Consider the following 21,330-nt stretch of genomic DNA (forward strand, 5'->3'; position numbering starts at 1 on the left):
GAGTGCCCCATCGGGGCGGCATTCCTCCGGTCCACAGCAAATTTACGGTGTTAATACCAGCTGCGAAGGCGCGCCAACGGCCGTGTAATCATCGGTAAACGACAGGGTTCCGCTGCCAGGCTCAACCCGGAAGCGGGTGATGTTGTCGCTACGCTGGTTCATGGCATACAGAGTCTTACCATCCGGCGAGAGCGTCAAGGTACGCGTGTAATCCCCACGGGTCCAGACGTCGTCTTTATAGCTCAGCGTGCCGTTGGCCTCAATGGTGAAATGCGCGATGCTGTTATGCAGACGGTTGGCAACATAAAGATTTTTCCCAGATTTATCGATCGCCAGACCGGCGGCAAAGCTGGTGCCTTTATACCCGGCTGGCAGCGCAGAGACGCTAGCCGCCTCGGTCAGCGTGCCGGTTTTGCCATTAAGCAGATAGCGAGTCAGCGTGGAAGCCTCTTCGTTGATCAGATACAGCGATTTCCCTCCTGGCTGAAACACAAAATGCCGTGGCCCTGCTCCCGCCGAAGAGGCCGCTATCCACGCAGGCGTATTAGCTTGCAGCTTGCCGTCGCTGCTCAGCCGATACTGATAAATGCGATCCAGCCCGAGATCGGTTGAGAAGACAAACTTACCGCTTGGATCGGCTGCGATCATATGGGCATGAGGGCCATTATGATCGCTGACGGCGAAGCTCCCTTCTGCCGCTGCGGCTGGCTTAGCGGCTCCCGCTGGCCCCTGATCCTGCTGCGAGTCGCTGGCTTCCGCCAGACGACCATCGGCCATCACCGGCAAAACCGCCTTACTGCCGCTGACGTAGTTCGCCACCAGCAGATACCTGCCGTCCGGCGTCAGCGACAGATAGACCGGCCCTGCGCCCTGCGAGCTGACCTCATTAAGCTTGCTCAGGCTGCCATCCTGGGCAATCGCATACGCCACCACGACGCCCTTCTCACTCTCGCTGGCGACATACAGCGTTTTACCTTGCGCATCGACGGTGAGCTGAGCCGGGTTCGGCAGCTGGCTGACCAGCGTTTTGCCGCTCAGCGCGCCGTCTGCCGGGTTCACCGCAAAGCGGTAAATACCCTCACCGTTTGGATTATAGGTCCCGACATAGGCAAATTGCGCCTGGGCCGCAAGGGGAATCGTAGCCATCAGAGCAACAGACAGGGCAGAGATCAAAGGCCAGTTACGCATGGTGTTCCTCGCTCAAAAAAGTTAAGGGGACAGCAGGAACGGCGGGCAGTCAGCCCGCCGGGAAAGCTTAACCGACCAGCTTTTTCGTCATCGATAGCAGGGTGCTGACGTCGGCCGGGCGGGTATTACCGCTATCTTTATCAATAATGGAGCTGTAGATATGCGGGATGATTTTCGGTACGCCGGCGTCGAGGGCGATTTGCAGGATCTGCTCATAGTTTTCCAGATCGATGCCGCCGGTCGGCTCCAGCCAGAAATCCTGCTCCGCGCAGGCTTTAGCTACCGCCCTGAACTCGTCAATCGACTTGAGGCCGCCCATCGGGAAGTATTTTACCGAGCTGGCGCCCATGTCTTTCAGCAGGGCGATCGCCGTTTCCACCGGCACAATCGCATCGGCGGCTTTGGAGCTCAGCGGGCCGGTGGAGATTTTCACCTGGCCCGGCGTTCCGGTTGGTGAGATCAGCGCGTTCACCACGGTTTGATCCTGTCCCAGCAGAGCGCGGCTGGTTGCCGCACCGGTGAAGACCTGGTTGACGTGCTGCGGCTGGATCTCAGCAGAGATGGCGCTAACCATCGCGGACTGGTTCGGATCGCCAGCGCCCAGGCCGACGGAAAGGGCATTGTCGATCAGCGCGGCGTAGTCACGCATATCAGCTACTGCGCTTGCCACGCTGTCGTAGTTTTTTGACAGCACGCCCACCAGCACATGACCTTCTGCGGCCTGCCAGATCTCACGGGCGTTCTCTTTAGAACCGGCCAGCACGTTCAGGCACACGCGATCCTGATAAAATTTGGGGGTCAGCTTCATGCTTTTTTCTCTCCTGCTAACAAAGATTTAATGCACAGATAAATGATATTCAACTGCTCAGGCGACACGCTGCGGACGTCCACTTCCACGATGCCTTCATTGGCCTTGTAGCCACGGAAATAGATGGCGATATCGCCGTTCTTCAGCGCCTGCACCATATCCCCGGTGGTGTGACCAATAATGGCCTCATCGAAATGGATCTCGGTACGGGCAATATCACGACCGGCCGCATCCCAGACCACGCGCGAGGAGATACCAGACAGCGAGTTGAGACTGGTGATGAACGGCGTCATTTTCTCGACCATCTGCGCGCCGGACACTTTCTCCTGCACCAGATAGTTTTCAATCGCCTGAGTCAGGCCGAGAATGCCCTCTTTACCCACCTTCATTGCGCGGCCAATCCCCATTGACTGGCGTTTCACCCACTCCACGTACTGCTTGCGGCCCATCACCAGCCCGCTGGTTGGCCCTTCAATCGCTTTTGCGCCGCTGTAAATCACCAGATCGGCGCCGTACTGGTAGTAGCACTGCAAATCCTCTTCGGCTGCGGCATCAACGATCAGCGGAACGCCGTGCTTACGGGCAACGACCGCAGCCTGCTCTACGCTGAGATGGCTTTTCTGCACGCAGTGATGGGATTTGATATAGAGAATGGCGGCGGTCTGTGGTGTGACAGCCGCAGAGAGCTGATCGGCGGAGCATTCGTTCGCGTAGCCCGCTTCCACCAGCCGTCCGCCGCCCATGGCGACCATAGTGCCGACCGGCGCGCCGAAATTGACGTTATGGCCCTTCGGCACCACGATGTCATGCGGCACGATCAGCGGCGCGGCGTGGAGGTTTTCCAGCAGCCAGTCATCGTCTTTCACAATGGTGGCGGCCACGGACTGCGCGATACCTGCTGAAGCGCAGGAGACAACCACAGCATCCTCACAGCCAAGCAGACTGGCGATATAAGCGCCGGTTTTGTTCACCAGATCTTTCATTTCAAAGTAGTGATTCAGACCGTAGTTAACCGTCTCTACCACGTCGGCGCTCGGCGTGGAAACGCCAAGAATGGTCATGCGACCGGAGGCGTTAATAACCTGCTTTAAACCATATTTTTCATAAATCGAAGACATGATGCATTTTCCCTTCGTCGGTAATGAACCACTGGCCGCCAACCACGGCGACCAGCGGTACCAGCTGCTTCTCACCTGAGACCGACAGCCCTTCGGAGTCGGTAAACAGGCAGGTTTCCTCTTTGACGTCAAAAATAGTCAGGTCGGCATCCAGCCCCACTTCCAGCCTTCCCTTGCTGTGCAAACGCAGGCCCTCTGCCGCCTTGCGCGTCACGCAGTCAACGATCTGCGGCAGCGTCATGCCTACGTTAAAGAATTTGGACATGACGTGGGCCAGGGTATAAACCGGGCCGTTCATGCGGTTGCGGCAGTAGATATCCGAGCTGATGCTGTGCGGCAGAATGCCCTGAGCAATCGCCACGCGAGCGACCTCAAAGCTGAAGCTGGCGCTGCCGTGGCCCACATCCAGGCGAACACCCCGTTGGATCGCGCGACTCACGGAGGCTTTGAGCTCCCCGGCTGGCGTCAGAATGCGATTAGGCTTGCCGTTGTAGCAGTGGGTGATGATGTCGCCGCTGCTCAGCAGATCGGCTATTTCATCCAGATCAGGCGGATTGTTGCCAATGTGCACCATCAGCGGCAGATCGCCGTTTTCGCGCTGGATCTCTTTGGCGCGGATCAGCGGGTTAATGCCGTTAGCACCGACCACGCTGCTGCTCATCCGCGCTTTAATACCGATAATAAAACCAGGCAGGCGCTGCACCGCATCGCGCACGCCGACCTTATCAATCTGCTTCATGTCCGCCAGTTCGTTCTGCGTGACGATGCCGGTACGGGCGATGTTCAGCAGCGCGTAAACCTGGGTGCTGGCGGATCGGGTCAGCTGGTAAAACTCGTCAACATCATCAGCGCCGGTGCTGCCTGCGTCCACCACGGTGGTGACGCCGGTTTCGACGCCGACGCGATCGGCCTCGTCATGATAGATTGGCGATTTGGGATAACAGTGAACGTGTGAGTCAATCCAACCGGCGCTCAGCCAGTAGCGACCCGCGAGGTCGCGCTCTTCGGCAGCGGCTCCGGCTACCTCGCCCAGCGCGGCAATTTTGCCGTGGTGCACGGCGATGTCCGTCAGGCTGCCATCAGCGAGGCGCGCACGGCGGATAATGAGATCAAACATGGCAAACTCCTTCTTTCACCGGATGTCGGTGACATCCGTCAAAGCGGCCTGCCCGCTGGGGCAAGCCGCCGTTACTTCAGAGAGCGACCGGGAAAATAGCACCCAGCAGCATGGCGCCAAGGATCGCGCCGCCGGTAATCGGCTTATTCCAGAGATAGAACAACAGCGCGCCCACCAGCGAACCCAGACCAATTGGAATGGAGGCCGTCATCGCAGAGAGGATAATCAGCGGGCCAAGGAAGCGGCCAGAGGAGTTACCCGCGCCCATCATGACGTCGGCACCGTAGGTGGAGTCGCTGTTGTTGATGGTGAACTTACGCGCCAGAATAATGACGTAGCCAATGGCCACGCCGATAATCAGCCCCGTGACCAGCGAGGCGGCAAAGTTCGCCACCGGGTAGACAATGCCCGCGCCCAGCAGCAGGGCTGGAACGCCCAGGCCGATGCCGGTCTGAATTGCCCCGCCGATATCCAGAATCCCCACCAGCGAACCTTCGATAATGCGGGCGAACAGGAAGCTGGCGCCAAACGCGGCTACCGCGCCGTAGACGCCGGTTTCCATCCCGGAACGCAGCATCGAGACAAAGGCCACTTCGTTAAACGCCCCAAGGCCATAGGTGTAGTACATGTGCGTTCCCGCAAACACCCCGGCAGAGAGCAACCCGACAAAGATCGGAAAGGACCAGTCGGCATACCAGAAACCGCTTTTTGAATCTTCCATCATCATGGTCCTCTTATTTACCGCTCAGGGAGTTGTGGATCATCTCCAGCCAGCCCGGCACGCCCAGCTGGAAGGATTGCAGCATTTTCATATCAAAGCCGCGGAAGAACCCGCTCAGCACGAACAGCAGCACAATGGTAGCCATCATAATTTTGGTGACTTTGTTCCAGCCGCTCTCCTCGACGCCTTTACCGATCAGGATACCCAGTACCAGTCCCGGTACGGCGTTGCCCATGATCATCTGCGCGAGGCCGCCGAAAATGGTCGCCCAGAAGCCCGATTTTTTCCCGGCGTCGATAGCAGCCAGCCAGAAAATCACCGGCATAACGGTGTTCACCAGCAGGTTAGCCGCAGGCACCAGTACTTTAATCGCGGTCACCTGGAGCGCAGCCGGTACGGCCGAAGCGGTTGAGTTAAGGAAGGCGACGACGATCATGCCGATGATGCCGCAGGCGATCGCCATTTTTTTCGGATTGTGCAGGGTTTCAGCCAGGTTACGGTTTTTCACCATCAGTGCCGCCGCGCCCCAGTGAGGAATGATGCGGTGGTCAACGTCCTGGGTGAAGGAACCGGCTGCCACTGAGGAAGCCCAGGCGTTGAAGAAGAAGCCGAGGCCGAAAGAGAAGTGAGAGGCAGGATCGCCTTCACAGGAGTTCAGTTCACCCAGCGTACGAAACGCCCCCATCCCCTGCGTTGTCGGCGCGTGGAACATACGTGCCGCGCCAGCGCCAACGCCCACACCAACAAGACCGCCGATGATTAGCGACTTAAAGAGAATAATTAAAAACATCAGTCTTTCCTTTCAGGCTTACGCCAACGTTTTTAAGTCATGGTTATTGCTGCCCTTACAGGCAGTGCTTTATTGCGTAACGAAGTTGACCTTGTCAGTGTCAATCACCGTTACGTTGACGGTAATATCCAGCTCTACGCTGTAACTCCGCCGCTCTCTTGCCAGGAAGAAAAACAGAAATTTCTCCTTCCTGACGCTCTCCCGGGCCTGAACCACCCTGACATCCTGGGGTTCAATCCGCAGCAGAACTTTGTTGGTCGCTTTCAGGACCGTGTTCTGTACCCGGCTCAACGCATCGGCAAAGGCTCTTTCTTTGCTGTCGCCTTTGCCGCTGACGTTCACCGTGGTGGTGAAGTTTTCCTTCATCGGTCAGCCGCCGTGCTTCTTGGTCCACGCCTGCACCAGACGCTCACCCAGCTCTTCTTTATCCATAAAGCCGAAGCCCAGCGCGGTGGCGCCCTCACCGATGGCCGTCACGCCCTCATCAATAGAGCGCATACCATACTTGGCCTTGTAGCCGTGTTTGTTCTGAGCGGTGATCGCACCCGCGCCGCCGCTGCCGCAGAAGGAGATACCGAAGGACGCATTTTCAGCCTTCATCACGTCGCCCAGCTTCATGTCAGCCGCAACGCCCGGTACCACAATGGCCTTACCGCCCGCTTTCTCAACGCCAGCCGCGACTTTCTGGCCTTTCCCTAAACGATCGCCGATTACTACGATGACTTGTGACATGGTGTGTTCCTTAATTTTTAGGTTTCTGCCGGGCCGACAGCGTCAGCCCGGACGATTTATGCGTTTTCTTTCGCCACTTCAAAGTGGACAGAGAGCAGCCAGGCTTCTTCTCTCGGCAGATTGCCGAACAGATCCACCACCTGCTGCGCCAGCGCCATAGACTCAGGGGAGATATCTTCAAACAGCTCCTCTTCCACCTCGGGCAGCGGCTCTCCGGTCAGTGAGCGCAGTGCCATTGCTTTCACATGCGAGGTCAGCATCTGCTGCTGCACCGCGTTAGGGACAATCGCCTTAGCAGAGAAGAGCCCGGCAATCTGCGCCATCACTTTGTCTGCCAGCGCTTGAATCGCCTGCTCACCGTCAGCCGTATTCACTGATACCGCTCCATTATTCACACTGCGCTCCTCATGTTCCGTTTCGGCTCAGGCCTGAAACTCGGTTTTTTCGCGTTGAAAATAAATTAGCCCTCCGTGCCCTTGCTGTGTAGACCGACTTTTTCCACTTCGAAGTGGAAATAGCGCCGAAGGGTGTGGCCTGGACCACAAAATCGTTATTTCGTGCATTAAATAGGGAGAAATGAGAGAAACATCACAGATTGATGACGTGCATCGCTAACTCTATGCATGATAAGGAGAAATTTGCAGAAAAAAGTGCCTGAGGGCGTCAGCGTAATATAGGAAAAACTTATTTAAGGAGGAATTATCGCCAATGGCAACAGCAGCGGGCGGCTTCGCAGCCCTTTAAACATCGGCGAAGAAACGTTTTTACAAACCAGGTTACATCGGCTCTTAACATAATTAATAAATGGGCTCCAGGGAGCCCGGGAAATTAACGAAACTTTTTGTGGTTTTCGTCGCGGGTGTCGGCGAATTTCTTCGCTTCCGCCTTCGCACCGGCCAAATCGCCAGCGTCAGCCAGCTTCATGCTGCTGTCAATCTGCCCAATCAGCTTGTCCAGCCCGGCGTGATAGTCTTTCATTTCCGGGCTGTCTGAAGGCTGGCCTTTCAGCTTATCCGGAGTCTGCGTTTTGGCATCTTCTGCCGCACCGCGCATATCGGTCAGCGCTTTTTTAAACTCGGCTACATCGTCGGTCTTAGTGACGGTTCGCAGCCCCCCTTTCAGGATGTCCATATCATCGTCCAGGCTGGCCATCGCTGACACGCTGGAAAACAGTAAGGTCGTTGTTAATACAGCAAGTAAGGCTTTACGCATCGCTCAATTCCTTCTTTTTATTTAGAAAAGCACGACAAAAAAAGGCGGCCAAAAGGCCACCTCATAATAATACGCAAAAATGACGAAATTACTGCCCGGCGATCTTCATTTCCGGCAGCAGGACCGATCCGCACTGGATGTTGCTACGCAGCTCAATGTCGCTGCCGACGGTGACCATATTGCGCCACATCTCCTTGAGGTTACCGGCAATAGTGATCTCGCTGACCGGATACTGAATTTCTCCGTTCTCCACCCAGAACCCGGCCGCGCCGCGTGAATAATCCCCGGTAATGCCGCTCACGCCCTGCCCCATCAGCTCGGTGACCACCAGTCCGGTGCCCATTTTCTTCAGCAGCTGTTCGAAGCTGTCGCCCTGACCAGCAATGCGCCAGTTGTGGATGCCGCCCGCGTGGCCGGTACTTTGCAAACCCAGCTTGCGGGCTGAATAGCTGGTCAGCAGCCAGGTTTGCAGCACGCCGTCTTTGATAATGTCGCGCTGCTGGGTGCGGATGCCTTCGCTGTCAAACGGCGTGGAGGCCAGGCCCTTCAGCAGGTGCGGCTGCTCCTGAATCGTCAACCACTCCGGCAGGATCTGCTTGCCCATGGCATCCAGCAGGAAGGTGGATTTGCGGTAGACGCTGCCGCCGCTAATAGCGCCAACCAGATGTCCAAACAGCCCGGTAGCCACTTCCGCGGCAAAAATGACCGGTGCCTTCATGGTAGAGAGCTTGCGCGGCGAAAGGCGGGACAGCGTGCGGCGTGCGCACTCTTCGCCCACCCACTCAGGGGATTTCAGGTCTTCCATCGCCCGGCCAAGGGTGTAGGCATAATCGCGCTCCATATCGCCATTCGCTTCGGCAATCACGCTGCTGGAGATCGAATGGCGGCTGGAGGAGTACCCCTGAATCATGCCGTGGCTGTTGCCAAAAACTTTCATGCCGATATGGCTGTTAAAGCTGCCGCCTTCGGTATTGGTAATCCGCTTGTCGGCTTTCAGCGCGGCCTGCTCGGCGCGGGCGGCCAGCTCGATCGCCCTGTCGGGATCGAGATCGGTCGGGTGATAAAGATCGAGATCCGGCGCGTCGAACGCCAGCAGTTCGCGATCGGCAACGCCAGCGTAAGGATCGGCCGAGGTATATTTAGCAATATCAATTGCCGCCTGCACGGTGCGCCCGATCGCTTCGGGACTGAGATCGGTAGAGGAGGCGCTGCCCTTGCGATTCTGACGGTAAACGGTGATGCCCAGCGCACCATCGCTGTTGAATTCTACGTTTTCCACTTCGCCATAGCGGGTACTGACGCTGATGCCGGTGGTTTTGGTCACCGCAACTTCCGCCCCATCGCTGCCGGCTTTTGCCAGTTCGAGTGCTGTTGCTACCGCCTGTTCGAGGGTTTTACGCTGTTCTGCAACTTGGGAAAGTAATTTCATCGACCTACCATATAATTAACAGAGGGCTGCTCTGGCCTGGGTCAACATCGCCAGATTTCCCGACTCTTTAGGGATTAAGGTTCATTTGAGTCTAACAGACTCAGCGAACAATTTCGCAGTAGCCTGGGTTTCCTGATAGCATTAGCCTCTTTTTTACGGAGCCTCCCATGACCAGACAGCCCGACGACTGGCTCGATGATGTACCAGATAACGAAGAAGAAGAAGATGAAGAGATTATCTGGGTCAGTAAAAGTGAAATCAAACGTGACGCCGAGGAGCTTAAGCGCCTCGGCGGCGAACTGGTGGAACTGAGCAAAAACTCGCTGGATAAAATCCCGCTGGACGAAGACCTGCGTACCGCAATTGAGCTGGCGCAAAAGATAAAGAAAGAGGGCCGACGCCGTCAGTTGCAGCTGATCGGCAAGCTGCTGCGCTCGCGTGATGAAGAACCGATCCGGCAGGCGCTGGACAAGCTGAAGAACCGTCACAACCAGCAGGTTGCGCTGTTCCATAAGCTGGAGGTGCTACGCGATCGCCTGGTTGCCGAAGGCGATGATGTCGTACCGGATGTGCTCGCGCTCTATCCAGACGCCGATCGCCAGCAGCTGCGCACGATGATCCGCAATGCGCAAAAAGAGAAAGCCGCCAACAAGCCGCCGAAAGCCTATCGCCAGATCTTCCAGTATCTGCGCGAGCTTGCAGAAGCCCAATAAAAACAGGGCGGGATGTTTTCCGCCCTGCTTCTTGATTTCTGAATCCTGGCGCGACATCTCCGCGCCAGGGCTTCAGCCGGATGACTTCGCCAGTCTCTCCAGCAGCTTCTGATGAATGCCACCAAACCCACCGTTGCTCATCACCAGGATGGTATCGCCCGGCTGCGCGGTTTTGGCAATCATCTCCACCAGCGCATCCACATCGGCGCTCCAGTGAGCGGGCTGCACGCAGGCCTCCGCCACTTCTGAAACCTGCCACGGAATATGGTGCGGCTGGAACAGGAACACTTCATCGGCACGGGCCAGCGCGGGAGCCAGATCGTTCTTACTGATCCCCATTTTCATGGTGTTGGAACGCGGCTCCAGCACGGCAAGAATGCGGGCGGTGCCGCCAACCTTGCTGCGCAGCGCGGTCATCGTAGCCAGGATAGCGGTAGGATGATGGGCGAAATCATCGTAAACCTTAATGCCGTTGGCTTCACCACGCAGCTCCAGGCGGCGGCGGGCGTTGATAAAGTCATTCAGCGCCAGGCCTGCGTCTTCCGGTTTAACGCCAACGTGGCGAGCGGCCGCGATCGCCATCAGGCCGTTATGCATGTTGTGCTCGCCCACCAGCGCCCAGTTCACTTCCGTCACGCGCTCGCCGTCCAGCAAGACCTCCCAGCGCGAGGCATCCGGCGTCAGCTTTTTCGCCTGCCAGCGGCCGGACTCACCGACGCTCTCCTGCTCACTCCAGCAGCCCATCGACAGCACCTGCTTGATGTTGGTGTCCTGTTCAGGCAGCAGGATCTTGCCCTGGCCCGGCACGATGCGGACCAGATGGTGGAACTGACGCTGGATCGCCTTCAGATCGTCGAAGATATCGGCGTGATCGAATTCCAGATTGTTGAGGATCAACGTGCGCGGGCAGTAGTGCACAAACTTGGAGCGTTTGTCGAAAAAGGCGCAGTCATACTCATCCGCTTCAATGACGAAGAATGGGCTTTTTCCTAAAGTTGCCGAAACGTCGAAATTTCCGGGCACGCCACCGATAACAAACCCCGGTTCAAGGCCGCATGACTGTAAAATCCATGCCGCCATCCCTGCCGTGGTGGTTTTTCCATGGGTTCCGGCCACCGCGATCACCCAGCGGTCGCGCAGGACAAAATCATGTAGCCACTGCGGGCCGGAGAGGTAAGGAATGTTGCGTTCAAGCACCGCTTCCACGCAGGCATTGCCGCGCGTCATCGCGTTGCCGATGATCACCAAATCGGGGGCAGGGTCAAGCTGGGAAGCGTCATAACCCTGAATTAAATCAATGCCTTGCTTTTCCAGAAGCGTGCTCATCGGCGGGTAAACGTTAGCATCTGAGCCGGTCACCTCATGGCCTAACGCGCGAGCCAGCATGGCCAGGCCACCCATGAAAGTGCCACAGATACCGAGGATGTGAATACGCATAATTGATCCGTTAACAGGAAAGTCCGGCGCACAGTGTAGCGCCCTCATCGCGAGGAAGAAACGGATTTGCCCTATGTTCTTTCGTATTCAATCGGCTAAACTGCGTACGCATACGTTGGCAGTTTGTAAAATCAGGCTGCTGTTCAACCGCAGATTCAGGGATAGTGTTATGAAAACGTTAGGCGAATTCATCGTCGAAAAGCAACATGACTTTCCTCACGCCACAGGTGAACTGACGGCGCTGATTTCAGCCATCAAACTGGGCGCGAAAATCATTCACCGTGATATCAATAAAGCCGGTCTGGTGGATATTCTCGGCGCCAGCGGCGTTGAGAACATTCAGGGCGAACAGCAGATGAAACTCGATCTGTTTGCCAATGAAAAGCTCAAAGCCGCCCTGAAAGCGCGCGGGATTGTGGCCGGAATCGCGTCTGAAGAAGAAGATGAAATCGTGATCTTCGAAGGCGTAGAAAACGGTAAATACGTGGTGCTGATGGACCCGCTGGACGGCTCATCAAATATCGATGTTAACGTCTCTGTCGGCACCATCTTCTCCATTTACCGCCGCATCACTCCGCCAGGTACGCCAGTGACTGAGGAAGATTTCCTCCAACCGGGTAATCAGCAGGTGGCTGCCGGTTACGTGGTCTATGGCTCCTCCACCATGCTGGTTTACACCACCGGCTGCGGCGTTCACGCCTTTACCTACGATCCGTCACTGGGCGTGTTCTGCCTCAGCGCGGAGAAAATGACCTTCCCTGAGCAGGGCTATACCTACTCCATCAACGAAGGAAACTACATCCGTTTCCCTCAGGGCGTGAAAAAGTACCTGAAGTTCTGTCAGGAAGAGGATCAGCCAACCCATCGCCCATATACCTCGCGCTATATCGGCTCGCTGGTGGCGGACTTCCACCGCAACCTGCTGAAGGGCGGCATCTACCTGTACCCCAGCACCGCCAGCCACCCGCAGGGCAAGCTGCGCCTGCTGTACGAGTGCAACCCGATGGCCTTCCTTGCCGAGCAGGCGGGGGGTAAAGCCAGCGACGGTCAGAATCGTATCCTGGATCTGACGCCGGAAACGCTGCACCAGCGCTCGCCGTTCTTCGTCGGCAACACCGAGATGGTGAACGATCAGGAACGCTTCCTGCGCGAGTTCCCGGACGCTTAAGGCGCTCTGTCTGTCAGAAAAAAGGGCGATCTCAGGATCGCCCTTTTTATTGCCCTGAGGGATAACCGTCAGTCCAGTACTGGAGCATTCCGAAAGGGCAAAAAGGGGGGATACTTTCATATTCAGTTGGCTATAATGAGCGTCACTTGATTAAGACTGAAGAAAGGAATTGACCATGAGTTTGAACCAGGTTCCAGCGGGCAAAGATCTGCCAGAAGATATCTACGTTGTTATCGAGATCCCGGCCAATGCCGATCCGATCAAATATGAAGTGGATAAAGATTCTGGCACCCTGTTTGTCGATCGCTTTATGTCTACCGCGATGTTCTATCCGTGCAACTACGGCTACATCAACCACACCCTGTCTCTGGACGGCGACCCGGTAGACGTGCTGGTCCCAACCCCGTATCCATTACAGCCAGGCTCGGTGATTCGTTGCCGTCCGGTTGGCGTGCTGAAAATGACCGATGAGTCTGGCGAAGATGCCAAACTGGTTGCCGTCCCGCACACCAAGCTGAGCAAAGAGTACGATCACATTAAAGATGTGAACGACCTGCCGGAACTGCTGCGCGCGCAGATCACTCACTTCTTCGAGCAGTATAAAGCGCTGGAAAAAGGCAAATGGGTGAAAGTGGAAGGCTGGGACAACGCAGAAGCGGCTAAAGCTGAAATCGTGACCTCTTTCGAACGCGCCGCGAAGAAGTAATTTTCCCCCGTGGATAAAAAAACACCGCTCAATGAGCGGTGTTTTTATTTGTCGTCGCCTCAGCCGGGCTCAGGCGCATCGCGCAGCAGCCAGTCGCCGCTGACGATGTGCTTTCTCCCAACGACGGAGCGCTGGTAGACGTAGAGCCAGGCACTGCCGTAAGGGGTTTGCACCAGCTCACGCCGGTACTCCCCGCCTTTGGTTCTCAGCGCATCCAGTTCACCGAGGGTGGAAGCATCGATGCGGTAAACCTCACAATACACCCGCCCGTTCCCCGACACGACGCCGGGGTAAAGACCCAAACTGTAAAGCTCATAGCCGACGATCTGGTGATCGCCCAGCCACTGCCCGTTGGTCATCCAGTGACTGTTGCCTTGCTTGCGCCGTAAGCTGCCGTAAACAATTATTCGCATTGCTAGAACTCAAACTGATAAAGCAAATCCAGTGCCTGATCGAGACCAGACACCGCTTCTAAATAGAGTTTGGGCATCAGGCGATAACGCAAGGTTAAGGTCGCCAGTGAATCAAATATGCCAACACCGTATTTTACCTGTAGACCGGGCAGTACGTAGCCGCTGACCTGCACCTGCTGGCTGTCACCGACGCCTGCCGTGTCCAGGGCCAGGTTACTTACGCCGAAGGTCTCCCCGATTTTACCCACAACCTGACCACTTTGTGCAAGCCCCAATCCTACTAACGCTGAGGTTACTGCACTGCTGTCGCTGCCGCTCGCGTCCAGCCCCTGTCCGCGAAGGAGGTAGGACAAGGCTTCCTGCTGCGACATTGTCGGGTCGGCGAACACCTCTACTTTCGGCTCATCGGCGAGGCCGGTCACCCTGACCCCGGCCGTGACGTCATCTTCCGTGGCTTCCGGGTTACGAATGGCCTCAATATTGAGATAAGGCTGGTCAGCCGGACCGGAGAACTGTAGCTCCCCTTTACGGACGATCAGGTCCTGACCATAGGCGTGGAAGCGGCCGGACGGAATGTTAATCTGTCCGTTCAGGCCCAGCCCGCGCCGGTCCTGTACCATCTTCAGGTCGCCGTTCAGCTTCGCTTTCAGGCCGAAGGCATTAAGCCGTACGTCATCACCGACGTGGATCACCAGGTTGCTGTTGATCGGGATAGCGGTGCTTTTCGGCGCAATCGGCTTCAGGTCTTTATCCAGCAGGACTTCATCAGACGAGACGCCCACCGCGCTTTCCGGCACTTCCTGCACGTTAATGCGCGCCCACGGAATATCAACGCGCCCGTCAAGATTAAACATCTCAGGCGTGGCTTCAAACACCAGGTCTGGCGAGACGTCCATCCGCACCATTGGCGGCACCGTCACGCGAATTTTATCGCCCTTCGCCGCAATCCGCGCGCGCCAGGCATCCAGCACGCTCCAGTCCGCGCCGCCGTTCAGCGTGAGCTGGCCTTTAGAGGTTTTCACCAACCCTTCCAGCGTTGAGCTCATGCCGTTAAACGCCATGCTGAGGTTGGCGGACGTGAGGTCAACCGGCATAAAGCTGCCCTCAACGTCCACATCCTTCAGGCCCAACTGACCAAATACCTGCGGTTTTTGCAAACTGCCGCCCAGGCGCAGGTTAGTATTCAGCATCCCCGCAATCTTCTCACCCTTCATCAACGCAGGATTGAGCATCGTCAGCGACAGATTGGTGATATTCACGTTGCCCGACAGCGTGCGCCTGCCCTGCGGATCGGCAATCTGCACGTTGCCATCAAGCTGTCCGTTATGGGTGATGCGGATCAGCCAGTCCAGTTGGGCACGGCCGTTACGCATTGCCGCGTTAAGGTTCAGCGTATCAAAGGCGATGGGCAGCGTGTTGCCCTGAACGTCCTGCGCAACCTTCACGCCGTTACCCTTCAGCGCTACGCGGCCCTGAGGCAGTCCACCGTCTGCGGTCCAGCTGACGTCGGCATCGCCGCTAAATACGCCGCTGAGCGCGGTGGCATCGCCGAGGAACGGTTTAACCATCGCCAGATCGAAACGTTTGAGCGCCACCTTCGCATGACCCGCCGGGCCAGCCTCAATGGTTTGCGGCACGCACAGCTCGGCGTTCGGGTTCTGCCAGCAGTGCGGCCCAATACTCACCGTCTGTTTGCTGTTGAGATAGTCCAGCGCGATGGCCTGAGTAAGACGCCATTCGCCGACCGGGGTATCAAAACGGGTATTGTTCAGCGAACCTTTCCAGCGCTGTTCCGCGCGGTCGAAGCTGCCGCTCAGCGCCAGCTGACCGGCAACCGGCTCGCCGGAAAGCTTTAGCTTCAGCTGATGCTGTTTTTCGCTGCCGCTGGCATCCAGCGTCAGCTGCGAAATGTTCAGCGCATCCTGCTTAACCCGATCAACCTGCAAAGCCACCTTGCCCTGGATCTGCTCGCCGGAGCTGACGTCACCTTTCAACGCCACGCGGCCAATGGTCAGCGCCTGCCAGCGCAGACCGGTTGCGGTCAGGTCGGCCAGCAGCTGAGGGGTTTTCAGATCGCCACGCGCCTTGATCTCGCCTTTCGCCACGCCACCAAGCCCCGGCAGGGCATTATCCAGATGCTGTGCGTCAATATTGGCGTCCAGGTTCAGCTTGTCGCCCAGCGAGCCTTTCAGATCGATCACGTTGCGCCCCAGCACCAGCTTCAGCCCCGGAATATCCCACTGGTTATAGCTGTTGCCGTAGAGCGAGCCGTCGGCGGTTACCGCATTCTGCTTCACGTTGCCGCGCAGCTTCAGCTCCGGTACGCGCATCTGCCAGCTGCCGCCGTACAGGCTTCCACGCGTGGTGATTTTGCCCTCCAGCTTTGCAGGCCAGTCGGGATACTGCTTCGCGGTGTTGATGCCTGAAAGCGTCAGCTCGCTGCGCCAGCTGATCGCGTTGCTCCAGTCCACCAGCGCGGTCAGGTCAGTATTGCCCTCCAGCGCGGCGAGGCGAAGTCTGTCGAGCGAGAACTGTTCGACGTTGCCTTTCCCTTCCAGCGTCAGCGTGGCGGGTGGAATGCCCTGCCCCTTCAGCGCGGTCTTCAGCGACATCACGTAATCCGTCGCCTTACCGTTAAAGCTGAAGTTGAAGTTATCCGCCTGATACTGCACCTCTCCGGTAAGCGGCCAGCGCAGCTGAGCGCTCTGCACGTTCATCGACAGCGGCAGACCTGCTTCCGCCAGCCTGGCGCTGGCATCCATCTGCACCCGAACCGGGCCGGAGAGATTCAGCGCCAGCTTCAACTGCTCGCGCAGTCCGCCTGCCACCGTCATTTTGATCTTCTCACCTTTGATCGGATCGACGTTGAGCGCGCTGTTCAGCGTGAAGTTGACCGGCCAGTTGTCCGACAGCGTGGCCTGGCCCTGGGCATTAAGCTGCCCCTGCGGCGAGTCCACTTCCAGCGTTTCGAGATGCAGCAGCTTGTCCTGGGTTTTGGCTTTCACCAGCAGACGGTCAACGACAATCTCGGTGTCACCGGTAATGCGCAGCTGCTCTCCGAGGATCTGCTGAACATCCACATCCAGCGGCATTTTAACCTCAGGCATTTCTGGCAGCAGCGGTTTGGCAAACATCGCCTGTAGCTGCTCGCCGAGTGGCTGTTCATCCACTTTCGGCTGCGGCTCTTTTGGCTGGGCCGCCTGCTCGCTGGCCACTTTTGCCGCTTTTGGCAGCGCGACCAGTAGCCCCTGAATATGCGTCGGGCTGAGGGTCATCGCGCGCCCCTGCCAGCTGATCCCCGTGGTAAAGTCAGCCAGCGAGATCGCCGTGTCGTCAACCTTCACATTGATGTTGTGCAACGCCAGCTGGCGAAGCGAGATCGGATAAGGCGTGCTGAGGTCGCCGGAGGAGGGTTCTTCCTCTACCGGCGCTGGCGCGGCGGGGGTCATTTTCTTACTGTCCACCACCACGTTAACGTCCTTCAGCGACAGGTCATTGACGCAAAAGGCGCTGTCTTTCAGGCAGCTAAGCTGCACGGCAAGATGGAGTTCACCGGCGTTAACCGCGACGCCGGGCATTTCATACTGCACGCCTTTCAGCGTCAGATTGCGCCAGCCGCCGTCCACCTGCTTAATCTCCAGCCCGGGAACCCAGCGCGAAGCGCCGTTAAGCAGCAGATGCAGGCCCGTTGTGGTGCCGATCAAAAATGCGATGCCGCCAAGCAGCAGCAGCAGGAAAATCAGGATGCCAAGAAGGACCTTTTTCCAGCGACTCATAGTTCAGGCCCCAATCCGATATAAAACTGTACGTCACGTTTTTCGTCATCACCCACCGGCCGGGCGATATCCAGCTTGATCGGCCCAACCGGCGACTGCCAGCGCACGCCAAAACCGGCGCCCGTTTTAAAATCACTTTGCGAAATGTCGTTCACTGCCTCGCCGGAATCGATAAAGACCGCTCCCCACCATTTCCCTGTAACGTTGTACTGATACTCCAGCGAGCCGGTTGCCAGCTTGGAAGCCCCGGTTAACTTGCCGTCATCATCGCGCGGCGAGATGCCCTTGTATTTGTAGCCACGAATACTGCGATCGCCCCCGGCGAAGAAGCGCAGATCCGGCGGCACTTTGTCAAAGTCGTTGGTTTCAATCCAGCCAAGGTTGCCGCGCACCACAAAGCGGTGCTTATCGGCCAGCGTGCGAATCCAGACGTTCTGCGCTTGCAGCACGGTAAAGTCGATATCCGAACCCCAGATAGTATCCGAGACGTCCACCGAATAGCGCTGCGAGTCCCCCCAGGTTGGCATCAGCCCGCCGCGCGAGCGGGTGCGGTTAACGCTGACGCCCGGGTAGATAAGCATCGTCGTGTTGGTGACGTTACCCTGAGTAAAGTGGTCAAGGCTCCAGCGGAGGTTAAGCGCCCGCTGCCAGCCGGAAGACGATTCCCAGTAACGGGAAGCAGCCAGCGTGGTGGAGTCGGCCTTGGTGTCATTCAGGTCGGTTCGTTTCAGGCCGCCCTGCAACAGATAGTACTGTTCGATAGGGTTCTTCAGCAGGGGGATTTTGTAGCTGAAATCCAGCTGCTGTTCGGGTGCGGAAACGTTGGCGCTGGTCGTCAGGCTATGACCATAGCTGTTGACCCAGGGTTTCTTCCAGGTCGCTTTAACGCGCGGCCCCACGTCGGTAGAGTAGCCAACCCCGGTTTCGATGGTGTTTTCAGTTCGTGGGCTAACCACGCCGTGCAACGGCAGGATTTTATTTTTTCGGGATTTATCAAACTCTGGCGCCACCACCACCGAATTATACCAGCCGGTGGCGGACAAACGACGGTTCAGCTCGGCCAGATCGCGCGAACTGTAATAATCGCCTTTTTTAAACGGAACCATGTTTTGCAGATACTCTTCGCGGATCTGTGAGCCTTCAAAGGTGACGTCGCCAAAGCGGTAGCGCTGGCCGCTGTCGTAATCGATATCCCAGAAGGCCTCGTGCCGCTCTACCGACACGCCCAGCTGGCTTTTAGCGTAATCACCGTCAAAATAGCCTTTACGCAGCGCCAGATTGCTGAGAGAGCTTTTAAAGCCGTCATAGTCGCTGTGGTTCAGCACGCCGCCGACCTTCGCTTTGCCGCTTTTGACCAGCGCCTGGTAATCTTCATCCTTGCGGGCTTCGCCGCGAATAATCACCGTTTCCCCCGCCAGCTTTACCGGTTCTCCGGCGGTCACCTTCGCCACCAGCACCGGCCTTTTTCCGCCGGCTGGCGGCGGCTGGAGATCAAACTCAATCGTGGGTTCGTAATAACCCAGCGCCTTCAGTCCCTCTTTAACCGCTTCGCTAACGCGGGCGCGGAAACGCCCATCGGCCGAAACTTCATCGCTGCCGATGGTTGAAAGACGCGCGCGGACATTTTTTTGTAATTCCCCAGATAACCCCGTCACCTGTAAACGCACCGTTGCCGCTTCAGCGATCGGTGCAGCAGCTAAAAGACCTAACATGCAGTAAACATGAATTCGTGGCACGCTGACTCCTGATTATGTTGCCGGCCCTGATTCCAGCTGGGCACAACGACTTCTGAATTTCATCCACTGGCTCGGGATTTTATAAGCATGGCAAGGTTTTTGCCGCTTCTGAACCTCTTTTCCCACGTAGAACCGAATTTTTTGACATATTGTGTGCAAAGTATCGACACGATACAACACAGGATCATGACCGAATGTTACTTCTGGGTACAATGAGCGGGCAGACTCGGATTAATCTCATCGGGATTATCGCCGCAATTGTAAGCATTGGTCACCACGGCTATAATCCTCAGCGCAGGTGCCGTTGCGACCTGCTGACTGACTTCTGCCCCGGCGACCCTGCCGACCAGGTGCAGACATTTTTGGCACGGATAGCCGAGCTTCCATACCGGGACGGGACGTCCGCAGATCCTCATGCGCTGCCCAGGCCAAAAATGACAGGTTATTAACTTAAGGCCGGTTTCGGGCGCTTTCACCTGACAGCCACTGAATCGAGTCATTTTATGGATGTTTTATGTTAGACAGCTTGCTGGTCATCGTACTGCTGATTGCGATCAGTTCATTTTTCTCTCTTTCAGAAATTTCGCTGGCTGCCGCCCGCAAAATTAAGCTGAAGCTGCTGGCTGACACCGGCAACATCAACGCGCAGCGCGTGCTGAAGATGCAGGAAACCCCGGGGATGTTCTTTACCGTGGTGCAAATCGGCCTCAACGCCGTGGCTATTTTAGGCGGTATTGTCGGCGACTCGGCCTTTTCACCGGCCTTTCGCTCTCTGTTCGAGCGCTTTATCAACCCGAGCCTGGCCGAACAGCTGAGCTTTATCTGCTCCTTCACCGTAGTCACCAGCCTGTTTATTCTTTTTGCCGACCTGTTCCCTAAGCGCCTCGGCATGATCGCGCCAGAGGTTATCGCGCTGAAGATCATCAATCCGATGCGCCTGTGTCTGTTTGTTTTTCGCCCGCTGGTGTGGTTCTTTAACGGCGGAGCCAACATCATTTTTCGCCTGTTCAAAATCCCGCTGGTACGCAAAGACGACATCACTTCCGATGATATTTACGCGGTGGTCGAAGCTGGCGCGCTGGCTGGCGTGCTGCGTAAGCAGGAGCACGAGCTGATTGAAAACGTTTTTGAGCTGGAATCGCGTACCGTTCCCTCGTCGATGACCTCGCGCGAGAACGTGGTCTGGTTTGACCTGCATGAAGACGAAGAGAGCCTGAAGGAAAAAATCGCCAACCATCCGCACTCCAAGTTCCTGGTGTGTAATGAAGATATCGACCATATCGTCGGCTACGTCGATTCTAAAGAGCTGCTGCTGCGGGTGCTGGGGCACCAAAGCATGGCGCTGAACAGCGGCGTGCAGATTCGCTCAGCGCTGATCGTGCCCGATACCCTGACGCTGTCAGAGGCGCTGGAGAGCTTTAAAACCGCCGGTGAAGACTTTGCGGTAATCATGAACGAATACGCGCTGGTGGTGGGGATCATCACCCTTAACGACGTGATGACCACGCTGATGGGAGACCTGGTAGGCCAGGGTATGGAGGAGCAGATTGTCGCCCGCGATGAGAACTCATGGCTGGTTGAGGGTGGTACGCCGATCGATGACGTGATGCGCGTGCTGCATATCGACGAGTTCCCGCAGTCCGGCAACTACGAAACCATCGGCGGCTTTATGATGTTTATGCTGCGTAAAATCCCGAAACGGACTGATTTCGTTAAGTTCCACGGCTATAAGTTTGAGGTGGTCGATATTGACAGCTACCGCATCGACCAGCTGCTGGTGACGCGCATTGACGCCCGCCCTGGGACGGCGGCGTCCGTTTTGGCGAATGTTTCTGAAGAGTAGTGGCGACGGGCAGGAAAACGAAAAGGCGCGAGAATTCGCGCCTTATTTTTTTAGTTAAGTTCAGTCTGCAAACGCAGTACCTGTCGGTTCACTTCTGACATCACGCTATAGTGCTGCTTATCTTTAACGCGTGGGATCAAAATCTTACCTTTATCGAATTCGAAAGCGCCGACGTCTTTAATGTACAGCCTGCCCCGGAACAGGGTCTTAACGTATTTGGCCACCTGCAGCGGGTTGTATCGCTGAAAGATCTTCATGCTGGAAATACTCCTGAAAATGATGTGCGCTGCGTCGTGTCCAATCTCGGTACGAATCCTTGCAGCGCAAAGTGGATTCACTATAGATCAACATCGCCTTCCTGAAGTCCTAAAATTGAATTATTTTACTGTTTTTACACATCATGACAGTAGTCTCTGTCCCCTG

Annotated in this window: 20 protein-coding genes; 4 read left to right on the forward strand and 16 right to left on the reverse strand. The window is 56.7% G+C overall.

The genetic code is table 11. The annotated features are described in order from the left end of the window. Positions 1-42: 42 nt before the first annotated feature. The 11 genes from NG99_RS09280 to pmbA form a co-directional block, all read right to left on the reverse strand. Positions 43-1,188 carry a lactonase family protein gene (locus NG99_RS09280; protein WP_034891321.1) on the reverse strand — a complete coding sequence of 382 codons (1,146 nt, stop codon included), beginning with the start codon at positions 1,186-1,188 and terminating at the stop codon, positions 43-45. Positions 1,189-1,255: 67 nt separating this feature from the next. Beyond that, a complete protein-coding gene (dagF, locus tag NG99_RS09285; RefSeq protein ID WP_034891324.1) occupies positions 1,256-1,996 on the reverse strand; it encodes a 2-dehydro-3-deoxy-phosphogluconate aldolase in 741 nt (246 codons plus the stop codon). After that, positions 1,993-3,114 carry a DgaE family pyridoxal phosphate-dependent ammonia lyase gene (locus NG99_RS09290; protein ID WP_034891327.1) on the reverse strand — a complete coding sequence of 374 codons (1,122 nt, stop codon included), beginning with the start codon at positions 3,112-3,114 and terminating at the stop codon, positions 1,993-1,995. Before NG99_RS09290 ends, dagF begins: the two co-directional genes overlap by 4 nt. Beyond that, positions 3,098-4,231 (reverse strand): amidohydrolase/deacetylase family metallohydrolase, encoded by a 1,134-nt coding sequence (locus NG99_RS09295; RefSeq protein WP_034891330.1) that lies wholly within the window; start codon positions 4,229-4,231, stop codon positions 3,098-3,100. Before NG99_RS09295 ends, NG99_RS09290 begins: the two co-directional genes overlap by 17 nt. Positions 4,232-4,307: 76 nt before the next feature. After that, positions 4,308-4,952 (reverse strand): DUF4310 family protein, encoded by a 645-nt coding sequence (locus NG99_RS09300; protein ID WP_034891585.1) that lies wholly within the window; start codon positions 4,950-4,952, stop codon positions 4,308-4,310. A gap of 13 nt (positions 4,953-4,965) precedes the next feature. After that, positions 4,966-5,742, reverse strand: coding sequence for a DUF4311 domain-containing protein (locus tag NG99_RS09305; RefSeq protein ID WP_034891333.1), 777 nt, complete (start codon positions 5,740-5,742; stop codon positions 4,966-4,968). Between the two features lie 69 nt (positions 5,743-5,811). After that, the gene (locus tag NG99_RS09310; RefSeq protein ID WP_034891336.1) at positions 5,812-6,108 is read right to left on the reverse strand and encodes a DUF4312 family protein; all 297 of its coding nucleotides are present in this window, start codon (positions 6,106-6,108) and stop codon (positions 5,812-5,814) included. A 3-nt stretch (positions 6,109-6,111) separates the two neighbouring features. After that, positions 6,112-6,474 carry an SFCGS family glycine-rich protein gene (locus tag NG99_RS09315; protein WP_034891339.1) on the reverse strand — a complete coding sequence of 121 codons (363 nt, stop codon included), beginning with the start codon at positions 6,472-6,474 and terminating at the stop codon, positions 6,112-6,114. 56 nt (positions 6,475-6,530) lie between these two features. Continuing rightward, on the reverse strand, positions 6,531-6,869 hold the full coding sequence (locus NG99_RS09320) for a glycine dehydrogenase (RefSeq protein ID WP_034891353.1): 339 nt from the start codon (positions 6,867-6,869) through the stop codon (positions 6,531-6,533). 433 nt (positions 6,870-7,302) lie between these two features. After that, positions 7,303-7,686: a cytochrome b562 gene (gene cybC / locus NG99_RS09325; RefSeq protein ID WP_034891356.1), complete on the reverse strand. Its 384-nt coding sequence runs from the start codon at positions 7,684-7,686 to the stop codon at positions 7,303-7,305. A gap of 88 nt (positions 7,687-7,774) precedes the next feature. Beyond that, positions 7,775-9,115: a metalloprotease PmbA gene (pmbA, locus tag NG99_RS09330; RefSeq protein ID WP_034891359.1), complete on the reverse strand. Its 1,341-nt coding sequence runs from the start codon at positions 9,113-9,115 to the stop codon at positions 7,775-7,777. 167 nt (positions 9,116-9,282) lie between these two features. Here pmbA and yjgA point away from each other — a divergent pair, with 167 nt between their 5' ends. Further along, complete coding sequence (yjgA, locus tag NG99_RS09335) at positions 9,283-9,828, forward strand: ribosome biogenesis factor YjgA (RefSeq protein ID WP_034891362.1); 546 nt, start codon at positions 9,283-9,285, stop codon at positions 9,826-9,828. A 72-nt stretch (positions 9,829-9,900) separates the two neighbouring features. Here yjgA and mpl read toward each other — a convergent pair whose 3' ends face one another. After that, the gene (gene mpl, locus NG99_RS09340) at positions 9,901-11,265 is read right to left on the reverse strand and encodes a UDP-N-acetylmuramate:L-alanyl-gamma-D-glutamyl-meso-diaminopimelate ligase (RefSeq protein WP_034891365.1); all 1,365 of its coding nucleotides are present in this window, start codon (positions 11,263-11,265) and stop codon (positions 9,901-9,903) included. A gap of 169 nt (positions 11,266-11,434) precedes the next feature. On the opposite strand from mpl, the gene fbp reads away from it, so the two are divergent. Further along, positions 11,435-12,433: a class 1 fructose-bisphosphatase gene (fbp, locus tag NG99_RS09345; RefSeq protein ID WP_034891367.1), complete on the forward strand. Its 999-nt coding sequence runs from the start codon at positions 11,435-11,437 to the stop codon at positions 12,431-12,433. A 175-nt stretch (positions 12,434-12,608) separates the two neighbouring features. Further along, positions 12,609-13,139: an inorganic diphosphatase gene (ppa, locus tag NG99_RS09350; protein WP_034891370.1), complete on the forward strand. Its 531-nt coding sequence runs from the start codon at positions 12,609-12,611 to the stop codon at positions 13,137-13,139. Between the two features lie 59 nt (positions 13,140-13,198). On the opposite strand, the gene NG99_RS09355 is transcribed toward ppa, so the two are convergent. From NG99_RS09355 to tamA, 3 genes are read right to left on the reverse strand one after another with little or no spacing between them, the layout of a single operon-like run. Next, positions 13,199-13,552, reverse strand: a complete 354-nt coding sequence (locus tag NG99_RS09355; protein WP_034891373.1) for a gamma-glutamylcyclotransferase family protein — start codon at positions 13,550-13,552, stop codon at positions 13,199-13,201. 2 nt (positions 13,553-13,554) lie between these two features. Further along, entirely contained in the window at positions 13,555-17,328 is a 3,774-nt protein-coding gene (gene tamB / locus NG99_RS09360) for an autotransporter assembly complex protein TamB (RefSeq protein WP_034891376.1), read from the reverse strand. Further along, positions 17,325-19,040, reverse strand: a complete 1,716-nt coding sequence (gene tamA, locus NG99_RS09365; protein WP_157032600.1) for an autotransporter assembly complex protein TamA — start codon at positions 19,038-19,040, stop codon at positions 17,325-17,327. The genes tamB and tamA overlap by 4 nt, the downstream gene beginning before the upstream one ends. Positions 19,041-19,578: 538 nt before the next feature. On the opposite strand from tamA, the gene NG99_RS09375 reads away from it, so the two are divergent. Next, positions 19,579-20,907, forward strand: a complete 1,329-nt coding sequence (locus NG99_RS09375; protein ID WP_034891385.1) for a hemolysin family protein — start codon at positions 19,579-19,581, stop codon at positions 20,905-20,907. 50 nt (positions 20,908-20,957) lie between these two features. Here the strand turns inward: NG99_RS09375 and NG99_RS09380 are convergent, their stop codons facing one another. After that, the gene (locus NG99_RS09380) at positions 20,958-21,164 is read right to left on the reverse strand and encodes a DUF1107 domain-containing protein (protein WP_034891387.1); all 207 of its coding nucleotides are present in this window, start codon (positions 21,162-21,164) and stop codon (positions 20,958-20,960) included. Between the last annotated feature and the right edge of the window lie 166 nt (positions 21,165-21,330).

Source organism: Erwinia typographi, from assembly GCF_000773975.1.
Taxonomy (GTDB): Bacteria; Pseudomonadota; Gammaproteobacteria; order Enterobacterales; family Enterobacteriaceae; genus Erwinia; species Erwinia typographi.

Bases quoted from the DNA above. Each gene is read 5' to 3' on its own strand.
- NG99_RS09315 (WP_034891339.1), bottom strand. From the start codon at position 6,474: ATGTCACAAGTCATCGTAGTAATCGGCGATCGTTTAGGGAAAGGCCAG.
- cybC (WP_034891356.1), bottom strand. From the start codon at position 7,686: ATGCGTAAAGCCTTACTTGCTGTATTAACAACGACCTTACTGTTTTCC.
- dagF (WP_034891324.1), bottom strand. From the start codon at position 1,996: ATGAAGCTGACCCCCAAATTTTATCAGGATCGCGTGTGCCTGAACGTG.
- tamA (WP_157032600.1), bottom strand. From the start codon at position 19,040: ATGTTAGGTCTTTTAGCTGCTGCACCGATCGCTGAAGCGGCAACGGTG.
- NG99_RS09300 (WP_034891585.1), bottom strand. From the start codon at position 4,952: ATGGAAGATTCAAAAAGCGGTTTCTGGTATGCCGACTGGTCCTTTCCG.
- NG99_RS09305 (WP_034891333.1), bottom strand. From the start codon at position 5,742: ATGTTTTTAATTATTCTCTTTAAGTCGCTAATCATCGGCGGTCTTGTT.
- NG99_RS09375 (WP_034891385.1), top strand. From the start codon at position 19,579: ATGTTAGACAGCTTGCTGGTCATCGTACTGCTGATTGCGATCAGTTCA.
- yjgA (WP_034891362.1), top strand. From the start codon at position 9,283: ATGACCAGACAGCCCGACGACTGGCTCGATGATGTACCAGATAACGAA.
- pmbA (WP_034891359.1), bottom strand. From the start codon at position 9,115: ATGAAATTACTTTCCCAAGTTGCAGAACAGCGTAAAACCCTCGAACAG.
- mpl (WP_034891365.1), bottom strand. From the start codon at position 11,265: ATGCGTATTCACATCCTCGGTATCTGTGGCACTTTCATGGGTGGCCTG.
- tamB (WP_034891376.1), bottom strand. From the start codon at position 17,328: ATGAGTCGCTGGAAAAAGGTCCTTCTTGGCATCCTGATTTTCCTGCTG.
- NG99_RS09295 (WP_034891330.1), bottom strand. From the start codon at position 4,231: ATGTTTGATCTCATTATCCGCCGTGCGCGCCTCGCTGATGGCAGCCTG.
- NG99_RS09380 (WP_034891387.1), bottom strand. From the start codon at position 21,164: ATGAAGATCTTTCAGCGATACAACCCGCTGCAGGTGGCCAAATACGTT.
- ppa (WP_034891370.1), top strand. From the start codon at position 12,609: ATGAGTTTGAACCAGGTTCCAGCGGGCAAAGATCTGCCAGAAGATATC.
- NG99_RS09310 (WP_034891336.1), bottom strand. From the start codon at position 6,108: ATGAAGGAAAACTTCACCACCACGGTGAACGTCAGCGGCAAAGGCGAC.
- NG99_RS09290 (WP_034891327.1), bottom strand. From the start codon at position 3,114: ATGTCTTCGATTTATGAAAAATATGGTTTAAAGCAGGTTATTAACGCC.
- NG99_RS09355 (WP_034891373.1), bottom strand. From the start codon at position 13,552: ATGCGAATAATTGTTTACGGCAGCTTACGGCGCAAGCAAGGCAACAGT.
- fbp (WP_034891367.1), top strand. From the start codon at position 11,435: ATGAAAACGTTAGGCGAATTCATCGTCGAAAAGCAACATGACTTTCCT.
- NG99_RS09280 (WP_034891321.1), bottom strand. From the start codon at position 1,188: ATGCGTAACTGGCCTTTGATCTCTGCCCTGTCTGTTGCTCTGATGGCT.